This window comes from Niallia oryzisoli, assembly GCF_043641075.1.
Taxonomy (GTDB): domain Bacteria; phylum Bacillota; class Bacilli; order Bacillales; family Cytobacillaceae; genus Bacillus_BD; species Bacillus_BD oryzisoli_A.
Genome location: NZ_JBHZRC010000036.1, coordinates 1 through 1230 on the forward strand (window position 1 = coordinate 1; position 1230 = coordinate 1230).

A 1230-nucleotide genomic window follows, 5' to 3' on the forward strand; every position below is an offset into this window, starting at 1 on the left:
GTGCCTAGTATAGTAAATAGAAGTATAAAACAAAGAAAGACCACCGTTTTCATTGTAAAATAGAAGTACCTACCACAGAACTTCCATATTACGATCCTAGTAAGGAGTGAAAACGATGGTTCTAAATTTATTCAACCATATTCAAGGGGAGAATGGAAGTCAGTGGGCAAAATTTATTAGAGAAATGGGTTCAGATCATTTGCTCTTTGTAGCGATAGATGCAGCTAAATATACTCATAAAGCACAATTTAGTAATTATTATGGGGATATCTTAGGCAACCCCTTTGCGTTTGATGCATCTTTAACAGGTTTTGAGAAGTTAAAAAAGAACGTTCAAAAAGCAAAAACTCAGTATGGTTTAAAGGTAGTCGTAATAGGGATTGAAACAACTGGTCATTACTATGAAGACCTGACTCTCCATTCGCGTTCTGAGGGATATTTTGTCCGAATTATTAATTCATCGATTACTAACGAAGAAAGAAAAGCCCTTTTAAATTCGTCCAAAACAGACAATTTAGACCTCTCGGCTATTCTTGTAGCTATGATTCATGGCCGGGGGACATTTAATGAACTTCCTACTGGAGACCCTCATAGACTTCAAAGATTAACACGTGCACGTAGAGAATTAGTCCAACAAAGAACAGCTTTACAAAATCAAATACACGCGTATGTGGACCGCATTTTTAGGGAGTTTGAGGGGAAAACCACTTGGAAGGATGGGAAAAGGGAAAAAGTTCGACCTCTTTCGGATACATTTGGAAAGGCCTCTGTTTATATCATGCGTCATTGTTTGCACCCAAGCGATATTCTGTCTCTAGGTCAAGAAGGTTTGAGGGAATTATCGATTAAAGAGAATCTAAAGCTTCGAGATTCATCCATTCAGATCTTAGTTGATTATGCACAAACCTCCATATCACAACCAAAAGAATGCGTTGAAATCGATCAATACCTCCTAAACCAGCACCTAGATCTTCACGAATGTTATAACAATCAAATTAAACAATTAGAACGTAAAATTGAAGATTTATTTGTTCATACAGACGGTGCGATTATCCTAAGTGTATGTGGAATTGGAGTCGTGACAGGAGCTGAATTATTCGCTGAGATGGGTGATATTTCTAAATTCAAACATGCAGGACAATTAATTAAAATGGCTGGGACAAATCCCATTGTGAAGCAGTCTGGAGACCGTAAACCCTCCCACTATCAAATTTCAAGACAAGGAAGAAA

At 37.5% G+C, this 1230-nt stretch carries 1 protein-coding gene; it reads left to right on the forward strand.

The window, feature by feature from the left end; genetic code table 11:
* Positions 1-115: 115 nt before the first annotated feature.
* On the forward strand, positions 116-1230 hold a 1115-nt coding region (locus ACHUFV_RS27380; protein WP_394239609.1), incomplete at its 3' end, for an IS110 family RNA-guided transposase.